8 protein-coding genes and 2 tRNA genes are annotated in these 7,746 nt (G+C 47.1%); 6 read left to right on the plus strand and 4 right to left on the minus strand.

Annotated elements, in window-relative coordinates:
- The 3 genes from H740_RS09610 to H740_RS09620 all read left to right on the plus strand — a co-directional run.
- A partial coding sequence (locus tag H740_RS09610; protein ID WP_004323134.1) for an SPFH domain-containing protein occupies positions 1-810 on the plus strand: 810 nt, incomplete at its 5' end.
- On the plus strand, positions 807-1,205 hold the full coding sequence (locus H740_RS09615) for an NfeD family protein (RefSeq protein WP_004323136.1): 399 nt from the start codon (positions 807-809) through the stop codon (positions 1,203-1,205). The genes H740_RS09610 and H740_RS09615, both read left to right, overlap by 4 nt.
- Positions 1,206-1,256: 51 nt before the next feature.
- The gene (locus H740_RS09620) at positions 1,257-1,547 is read left to right on the plus strand and encodes a YciI family protein (RefSeq protein WP_004323137.1); all 291 of its coding nucleotides are present in this window, start codon (positions 1,257-1,259) and stop codon (positions 1,545-1,547) included.
- A 316-nt stretch (positions 1,548-1,863) separates the two neighbouring features.
- Here H740_RS09620 and H740_RS12540 read toward each other — a convergent pair whose 3' ends face one another.
- Positions 1,864-2,055: an SMR family transporter gene (locus H740_RS12540; RefSeq protein ID WP_414734176.1), complete on the minus strand. Its 192-nt coding sequence runs from the start codon at positions 2,053-2,055 to the stop codon at positions 1,864-1,866.
- 235 nt (positions 2,056-2,290) lie between these two features.
- Positions 2,291-2,662 carry a putative periplasmic lipoprotein gene (locus tag H740_RS09625; protein WP_004323139.1) on the minus strand — a complete coding sequence of 124 codons (372 nt, stop codon included), beginning with the start codon at positions 2,660-2,662 and terminating at the stop codon, positions 2,291-2,293.
- 338 nt (positions 2,663-3,000) lie between these two features.
- Between H740_RS09625 and H740_RS09630 the strand changes: the two genes are divergently transcribed.
- Genes H740_RS09630 through H740_RS09640 form a run of 3 tightly spaced genes read left to right on the plus strand, consistent with a single transcriptional unit; the run spans position 3,001 to position 7,185 of the window.
- Entirely contained in the window at positions 3,001-4,050 is a 1,050-nt protein-coding gene (locus H740_RS09630) for a dehypoxanthine futalosine cyclase (protein ID WP_004323141.1), read from the plus strand.
- Positions 4,050-5,273, plus strand: coding sequence for a M16 family metallopeptidase (locus H740_RS09635; protein WP_004323143.1), 1,224 nt, complete (start codon positions 4,050-4,052; stop codon positions 5,271-5,273). The genes H740_RS09630 and H740_RS09635 overlap by 1 nt, the downstream gene beginning before the upstream one ends.
- On the plus strand, positions 5,263-7,185 hold the full coding sequence (locus H740_RS09640) for a DEAD/DEAH box helicase (RefSeq protein ID WP_004323144.1): 1,923 nt from the start codon (positions 5,263-5,265) through the stop codon (positions 7,183-7,185). Before H740_RS09635 ends, H740_RS09640 begins: the two co-directional genes overlap by 11 nt.
- A gap of 364 nt (positions 7,186-7,549) precedes the next feature.
- On the opposite strand, the gene H740_RS09645 is transcribed toward H740_RS09640, so the two are convergent.
- Both H740_RS09645 and H740_RS09650 read right to left on the minus strand, forming a co-directional pair.
- Positions 7,550-7,624, minus strand: a tRNA-Glu gene (locus H740_RS09645).
- Between the two features lie 20 nt (positions 7,625-7,644).
- Positions 7,645-7,720 (minus strand) — tRNA-Lys (locus tag H740_RS09650).
- Positions 7,721-7,746: the final 26 nt, after the last annotated feature.

Here is a 7,746-nt window from a genome sequence, read left to right on the forward strand (position 1 = left end):
GAGCGTTTGGGTAAATTTCACAAGGTGCTTGACGGTGGATTTCACATCATCATCCCTTTTGTCGATCAGATCCGCGCCGTGATCACCGTGCGTGAGCAGCTAGTAGATATCACGAAGCAGCAGGTTATCACCAAAGATAACGTAAACATCAGCGTCGACGGCATAGTGTTTTTAAAGGTCGTGGACGGCAAAATGGCTCTGTATAACGTCGATAGCTATAAGCGCGCGATCGCAAATTTAGCCATGACGACGCTGCGCGGCGAGATAGGCGCGATGAACCTTGATGATACGCTCAGCTCGCGCGACCGCCTAAACTCCGCGCTACAAAGAGCGCTCGGAGACGCCGCTGATAACTGGGGCGTAAAGATCATGCGCGTCGAGATCTCCGAGATATCCGTCCCGCACGGCATCGAAGAGGCGATGAATCTACAAATGAAAGCCGAGCGCGAAAAACGCGCCATCGAGCTAAAAGCACAGGCTGAAAAAGAGGCGCTCATCCGCAACGCCGAGGCGCTAAAACAAGAAAAAGTATTGCAAGCTGAAGCCATCGAGCGTATGGCCGATGCGAAAAAGTATGAGCAAATCGCGCTAGCGACGGCCCAAAAAGAGGCGATGGACATGATAAACGAAAGCATGGCACAAAACGCAAAAGCCGCCGAGTTCCTGCTCGCGCGAGACCGCGTCGGAGCCTTTAACGAGCTAGCCAAAAACGGCTCGAAAGATAAAATTTTAGTCCCTTACGAAGCGACCGAGCTCATCGGCTCTCTAAGCGTCTTAAAGGACTTTTTAGGCGCTAGGGCGGCGAAATGATACCCGCGTACTTGATGCTAGCCGCAGGCGTCGGATTAGTCATGCTCGAGTTTATGCTCGGTAGTTTTTTCGTGCTATTTTTCGGGCTTGGATTTTTAGCGGTCGGAGTTTTGGGATTTTTTATCGATATCGCTTGGGAGTATCAAATTTTACTCATCGCTATCGTCTCATTAGTCCTGCTTTTTGCGCTTAGAAAGCCGCTAAAGGACAAATTTAACCGGCACGAAAGCGAAGTTAAAGACGACTTCTTAAACGAGAGCGGCGAGGGCGAGATCAGAGAAGGGATGGTCTATTTTAAAGGCACTTTGTGGCGCTACGACGGCGATTTAGCCGAGGGCTCGAAGGTGCGCGTGCGCGGCACGAAGGGAAATAAAGTCGTTTTACAGCGAGATTAAATTTTTATTCTTGCGGCTTAAAACCGCTTTTAAATTTTTCAAGGAGTCAAAATGTTTATCGTAAATTTAACTTATGTTAAAGAATTAAGCCAAGTTGATAACTTCATAAGCGAACACAATGTGTTTTTGGATAAATTTTACGCAGAAAATAAATTTATCTGCTCGGGGCGTAAAATCCCGCGTAGCGGTGGCATCATCTTGGCAAACATTAAAGATCGCTCGGAGCTTGACGAGATTATCGGACAAGATCCGTTTTTTAAAAACGGTATCGCAAATTATGAAATTACCGAGTTTTCGCCGACGAAATTCGTACCTGGTTTTGAGCGGCTTTTAGGCGAGTAAACGAACTGGGCAAGCTAAGGTTAACCAGCTTGGGTAACTATTAATAAAATTGCAAAAAGGCAAACGACTGCGACTGGATTTGCGCGTTTGCCTGCAATAAAATTAACCTTTAACGGTGCAGTTTAAAATACGGTCGCCGTTTTTACAACTTTTATAAAATTCTCGTTTAAAATTTAAAATCAAAAAAGTTGGTTTCTCTTCGTAAACTTAAAATCTAGCCAAATTTAAAGAAACGGCTAGCTTAATTTAATATACGTTTAGTCACTAACGCTCTTTTAAAATAAATTTATAACAGCCACTCCGGCTACTATCATGCCTATGGCGATGATTGCGGGCAAATCAAGCTTTTGCCCCATAAAAAATAAGCTATCGCCGAGATGAGAACTATGCCCGCCCCGGACCGTATCGCGTAAGCGATACCCATGGGAATGTGCCTAAAATATCGCAAGCAGGTAGAATAAAATCCCGAATAAAACAAGCGAACCAACGGCGTATAAGGGCTTTGCAAAGCTGCCGCTTAGCTTTAAAAGCGAAGTTGCAGCCGCCACTAGCGTGATGCTTATGCCTATAAGAACTCAGTATTTGATCATTTTTTCTTCTTTGAATTAATAAGGGAATTAAAAACTCAAATTTTAAATATCTAAATTAACTATAAATAAATTAAAATTTGATCCTTTGCGTGCTTTTGCAGGCTTAAATTTGATGGAGAAAGCGATCAAATTTGACCTTGACCGCATTAAATTTTAGTGTTTGTGATGAGGACAGGCGTGCGCTTCGTCGCTTGCGCAGCTTTTGCCGTGATGGGCGCACTCTTTATGTTGCGCGCACCCGTGCGCTTTCTCGTCGCATTTTGGGCATGGCTTTGATTTGGCGCAGTCTCCACTACAGCCGAGATTTTTGTCCGCTCCGTGGTTTCCGTGATGAGGGCACTCTTTCATCGCGCCGTGAGACTGGGCGCAGCTAGCGTTTGTCATGCCATGATGCGGGCAGCTTGCATCTTTTATCTGCGTAGCGTGGCGATACTCCTGCGCGTTTTGCTCTGCCGGAGCTGGTTTGTTTGCCGCGCAACCTGCAAAAAATAGCGCCAAAATCGTAGCTAAAACTAAGTTTTTCATCTTTTCTCCTTTGATAAAATGTCTCAGGATTTTATCAAATTTAAGCTTTATAAATCGGGTTAAACTTGAGCGGGCGGCAAAAACTATTTAAATTTAAAAAGCCGTTGCGAATTTGACTCTAGGCTTTATGCGATCAAGTATCTGTGATGGTGCGGAGCATACCAGCTAGCGACAAAAGACTAAATTTTAGCTTGAAAGCGTCTTTTGCGGATTTTAAAATCATTTCTTTCGCTTTGCGTATGCCGTAAAATGATATCCGCAAGACGTCCAAAAACGTGAATTTATCAAAGATAAAAGCGTTTTTCGATAAACTCGCGTAAAAAAATTAAAGGAAAAATTTGACTAGACTAAGCGTAGACGAGGCGGTAAATTTGATAGAAAATGCCGAGCTTAACGAGCTTGGAGCGATGGCTCTAGCGCGCAAGCGCGAGCTGCACCCTGACGGCGTCACGACCTTTATCGTGGATAGAAACATCAACTACACGAACGCGTGCTGGGTGGACTGTAAATTTTGCGCGTTTTACCGCGATCACAAGGACGAGGACGCCTATGTGCTGGGCTTTGACGAGATCGGGCAAAAGATCGAGGAGCTCATCGCTATCGGCGGGACGCAAATTTTGTTTCAAGGCGGCGTACACCCGAAGCTAAAAATCGAGTGGTACGAGGATCTCGTGGAGTTTATAGCAAAAAAATATCCAAGTATCACGATTCACGGATTTTCCGCGGTCGAGATCGACTATATCGCGAGGATTTCGCGTATCAGCACGAGGGAGGTGCTGTGTAGGCTGCGAGAAAAAGGACTCTACTCGATGCCCGGCGCCGGGGCCGAGATACTCAGCGACCGCGTCCGTGACGTGATCGCGCCTAAAAAATGCGACGTAGAAACCTGGCTGCGCATCCACCGCGAGGCGCACGAGGAGGGGCTAAAGACGACTGCTACGATGATGTTTGGTACCGTCGAAACCACGCGCGAGATCGTGGAGCACTGGGAGCACATCAGGAGTTTGCAGGACGAGACGGGCGGCTTTAGAGCGTTTATCTTGTGGAGCTTTCAGGGGCTAAACACGCGCCTAGCCGCCGAACGTCCCGAGATCAAAAAGCAAAGCTCGAATCGCTATTTGCGCCTTCTTGCGGTCTCTAGGCTGTTTTTAGATAACGTACCCAACATCCAAAGCAGCTGGGTCACGCAGGGCAGCTACATCGGGCAGCTGGCGCTAATGTTTGGCGCAAACGACCTAGGCAGCACGATGATGGAGGAAAACGTCGTCAAGGCCGCGGGCGCTAGCTACCGTATGAATCAAGACGAGATGATACGCCTCATCAAAGACATTGGCGAAAAACCCGCCAAACGCAATACTAATTACGATATTTTAGAAAGGTTTTATTGATGAAAATCATAAATTTAAAAGCCGCAAATTTACAAATCCCGGCCGTTTACGAGGCGAGCAAAACACTGCCTGCGGTAAGCCTAAAGCTCATTTTCAAGGTTGCCGGAGCTTGCATAGAGGACAAGGCGGGACTAGCTAAATTCGTCGCGAAAATTTTCGACGAAGGCACGCTAAGCAAGGGCGCGGCTGGCTTTGCCAAAGAGCTTGAAATGCGCGCGATCAGCCTTTACGCGAGTGCTGGATTTGAGACGTTTGCGTTTGAGCTAAACTGCCTAAAGGAGCACTTTTCTTTCGCGCTTGCCAAGCTAAAAGAGCTTTTAGAGGAGCCAAATTTAAGCCAAAAAAGCTTTGAAAAGGTGCGGACTCTGACGCTGGGCGAAATTTCGGGCAACGAGAGCGACTACGACTATCTAGCTAGAGTCGCGCTAAACGGGCTGCTATATCCCGGTACGAATCTAGCAAAGCCTAGCATCGGCACGAAGCAAAGTGCGGAGAGTATCACTCTAGACGACGTTAAAAACTTCATCTCTAGCAAGCTTGATCTGGCAAATTTATTTATAGTGCTCGGCGGCGAAGTGACGCCAGAGGAGCTAAATTTGGACGAAATTTTAAGCTCGCTAAAGCAAGGCGAAGCGCGCGAACTAAAACTGCTAAAAACCGATGAAAAATGCGGCCAAAAGTCCATAATCAAGCCTAGCGAGCAAGCCTATATCTACTTTGGCGCGCCTTTTGACGTTTCCCGCGAGGAGCGGTATAAGGCCAAGGTCGCGACGTTTGTTTTGGGCGAAGGCGGCTTTGGTAGTAGGCTGATGGAGGAGATCCGCGTGAAGCGCGGGCTGGCGTATTCGGCGTATGCTAGGAGTGAATTTGCGCTCAGCCACTCGCAAATTTGGGGCTATCTGCAAACCAAAAACGAAAGCAGGAGCGAGGCGGTCGCGGTCGTGAAAGACGAATTTGCAAAATTCGTCAAAAACGGCGTGAAAGCAGGCGAGCTAGCGCAGGCCAAAAGATTTTTGCTAGGCTCTCAGCCGCTACGCCAGGAGACGCTTTTTAACCGCCTAAACATCGCTCAGAGCGAGTTTTATAACGGCTTTAAATTAGGAAATTTTAAAGACGAGCTAGAAAAAATCTCAAAGCTAAAGCTTGCCGAGCTAAACGCGTTTATCGCGGAGCATGCGGAGATAGAAAAGCTCAGTTTTGCCGTGCTTTACAATGAAATTTGATGAAAAAGACAAAATCAATCTAAAAAAAATCGGCGTAACCACTCTACTCGACCTCGCGCTTAAGCTTCCTAAAAGCTTCGAGGATACGAGCCTGGCCGCCGCGCCAAAAGACGGACACGTGAGCGTCGCCGTAGAGATAAAAAGCGCGTATCGCCAGGGCGGGATGCTGCACGCCGTATGCTGGTGCGAGGCGTGGGAGCAAAACGTCAAGATCGTGATTTTTAATGCCAAGCCTTGGCATCACGGCGCTTTTAAAGTCGGCAAAAGCGTATTTGTAAGCGGCAAATGCGCCTACGCCTACGGCTCGTGGCAGCTAACAAATCCAAAAATCGTCACGAAAATAAACGAAATCATACCCAAATACAAACTCTCTCTCAGAGACGATTCGTTTAAAAATTTGATCCAAAAGTACGTAAATTCGCCAAATTTGATCGAGGCGGGACTCGCGGCTAAGGAGGCAGAGTTTTTGCTAGATCTGCACAAGGGAGACGAAAAAAGCGTCCGGATGCTAGAGGCTCTCGTGCAGGAAAAAGCCGGCGAGGACGTGCTAAAATTCGTCGAAATTTACAACTACCTAAAAAAACTAAATGCTAAAAAAACTCGCTTTAAGGCGCCTAAAATCAATCTTTTTGATATTTCTTCGTGGCTTAAAAATTTGCCGTTTGCGCCGACATCCGATCAGCTAAACGCTATCTCTGATCTGCGCGCGGACTTTAGCGGCGAGGAGGCGGTGCGACGCGTCGTGATGGGCGACGTGGGCAGCGGCAAGACGCTTGTTATGCTAGCTGCCGCGCTTAGCGTCTATCCCGGCCCTGCGCTCATTATGGCACCCACATCGATACTAGCCGAGCAAATTTACGCAGAGGCGGCGCGCTTGCTGCCTGATTTTATGCGCGTTTTGCTAGTTAAAAGCGGCGATAAACCCGAATTTGACGGCGTAAATCTCATTATTGGCACGCACGTTTTGCTGTATCAAAATTTGCCGGCTGCACCGCTTGTTATGATAGACGAGCAGCACCGTTTCGGCTCAAATCAGCGCGAGAAAATCAACGCTATAGCTAGCGGAAGGCTCGGGCAAGAGACGCAACTTGACACAGCGGATGGCGAATCTAGCGGTAAATTTGACGGCGGCGAGCGGGCAAATTTGACCGCAACCGCGCCCGAAAAAGGAAATAAGCAAGCAAAAGCTGCGGACGAGACCAGGGCTCACGTGGTGCAGTTTTCAGCAACGCCGATCCCGCGCACGCTAAGCATGGTACAAAGCAGTTTTGCGGAGTTTAGTTTCCTAAAGCAGATGCCTTTTGAAAAGCATATCCACACGCAAATTTTACAAAGTGCAGACTTTGGCGAGCTACTGGCGCATATCAAAGCGCAAATCGCCAAAGGCAAACAGGTTGCCGTGATATATCCGCTCGTGGAGGGCAGTGAAAGCTCGAACTATCAGGGGCTAGAGGAGGCACAGGGGTTTTGGCGGGCCAATTTTGCAAACGTCTACGTAACGCACGGTAAGGACAAAGAAAAAGAGCAAGTGCTGCGCGAATTTCGCGAGCGCGGCGACGTGCTGCTCTCGACGACGGTTGTCGAGGTCGGCATCTCGATGCCAAGGCTTAGCACGATCGTGATCGTGGGGGCGGAAAGGCTAGGATTAGCAAGCCTGCATCAGCTGCGCGGACGAGTAGGGCGAAACGGCGGGAGCGGATTTTGCTTTTTGTTTACGAAGCTTAAAAATCCGCCGACGCGCCTGAGGGAGTTTTGTGAGACTCTTGACGGCTTTAAGATCGCCGAGATAGACCTCAAAAATCGCCAAAGCGGCGACATCCTAAACGGTGCGTTTCAGCACGGCGCGACGTTTGAATACTACGACTACGAAGAGGAAATCACGCAAGCGGCGAAGGATAGGCTTGGGATTTAGCTAAATTTGCCTTTAGGATAGCAAAATTTGGCTGCTTGCTTGAGTATTTCTATGTTTATTTTTAAATTTAAAATAAAATCGGTAAAAATTTGAGTTTAGAAATTTATGATTTTTAAAATTTTACTTGAAACAAATTTACAGATAGTTTTTTGGAGTGTTTTTAACCCAATTAAAGCTCCCGTGATAGCATGGTTTATTATTGATTTTTTGCAGATTATTAAAAATAAAATTTGCATAAAATTAAATGCTTGCGGTTATGGCTTTTTGTAAAAGATAGAGATATGCCAATTTGGATTCATATTTAAATACAGTTTTTTGTATAAGGTAACTTAAAAAAGTGAAGTTGTAAATTTAAAAAGTGGATTGGTGACCCTTACGAGAATCGAACTCGTGTTACCAACGTGAGAGGCTGGTGTCCTAACCGCTAGACGAAAGGGCCAACAATGATAAAATAAATCGTGGTGCCCCGTGTAGGGCTCGAACCTACGACCCCATCATTAAGAGTGATATGCTCTACCAACTGAGCTAACGAGGCAAATGGCGCAGCGGACGGGGCTCGAA

Source organism: Campylobacter showae CC57C (genome assembly GCF_000344295.2).
In the GTDB taxonomy this organism is placed as follows: Bacteria; Campylobacterota; Campylobacteria; order Campylobacterales; family Campylobacteraceae; genus Campylobacter_A; species Campylobacter_A showae_B.

Bases quoted from the DNA above. Each gene is read 5' to 3' on its own strand.
- H740_RS09615 (WP_004323136.1), top strand. From the start codon at position 807: ATGATACCCGCGTACTTGATGCTAGCCGCAGGCGTCGGATTAGTCATG.
- H740_RS09640 (WP_004323144.1), top strand. From the start codon at position 5,263: ATGAAATTTGATGAAAAAGACAAAATCAATCTAAAAAAAATCGGCGTA.
- H740_RS09635 (WP_004323143.1), top strand. From the start codon at position 4,050: ATGAAAATCATAAATTTAAAAGCCGCAAATTTACAAATCCCGGCCGTT.
- H740_RS09625 (WP_004323139.1), bottom strand. From the start codon at position 2,662: ATGAAAAACTTAGTTTTAGCTACGATTTTGGCGCTATTTTTTGCAGGT.
- H740_RS09620 (WP_004323137.1), top strand. From the start codon at position 1,257: ATGTTTATCGTAAATTTAACTTATGTTAAAGAATTAAGCCAAGTTGAT.